Annotated in this window: 1 protein-coding gene; it reads right to left on the bottom strand. The window is 65.5% G+C overall.

What is annotated here, in order from left to right:
* Positions 1-528, bottom strand: a 528-nt coding sequence (locus F8N43_RS29205; protein WP_150654714.1) for an ATP-binding cassette domain-containing protein, incomplete at both ends; no start/stop codon positions are given.

The raw sequence follows: 528 nt of genomic DNA, 5'->3' as shown, positions 1-528 counted from the left end.
CACCGGACAGGCGCACGCCGGAACGGCCGACGATACTGTCCAGGCCATTGGGCAACTCACGAATCGTGGCGTGCAGCTGTGCAATTTCCAGCGCCTGCCAGCACGCCTCGTCGCTGCGTTCGCGGCCCATGGTCAGGTTGGCGCGCACGGTGTCGTTGAACAGCGCCGGGTGCTGCAGGACCACGGCGACGTTTTCCCGCACGGTTTCCAGGCCGATCTCCTGCTGGGTCGAACCGCCGAAGCGGATGGTCCCGGCGAGCGGCGTGTACAGGCCCAGCAGCAGCTGTACCAGGGTACTTTGGCCGCCACCGCTGGCACCGACGATCGCGACCTTTTCGCCGGGGGCGATCGACAGGTTCATCTGGTTCAATACCAGTTCGTCGCCGTAGCCGAAACTCAATCCCTGGACTTCGATGCCGACGGTTTCGCGGCCGATGAACGGGTCGACGCCACCCGGGTATTCAGGCTCGTCGGCCCGGGCCAGCAACTCGTTGATCCGCGACAGTGCGCCACCGGCAGCGTAAAAGG

Source organism: Pseudomonas fluorescens (assembly GCF_902498065.1).
In the GTDB taxonomy this organism is placed as follows: domain Bacteria; phylum Pseudomonadota; class Gammaproteobacteria; order Pseudomonadales; family Pseudomonadaceae; genus Aquipseudomonas; species Aquipseudomonas fluorescens_BJ.
Note: the sequence above shows the minus strand (reverse complement) of the source record. Positions and strands in the feature narration are given on the sequence as shown.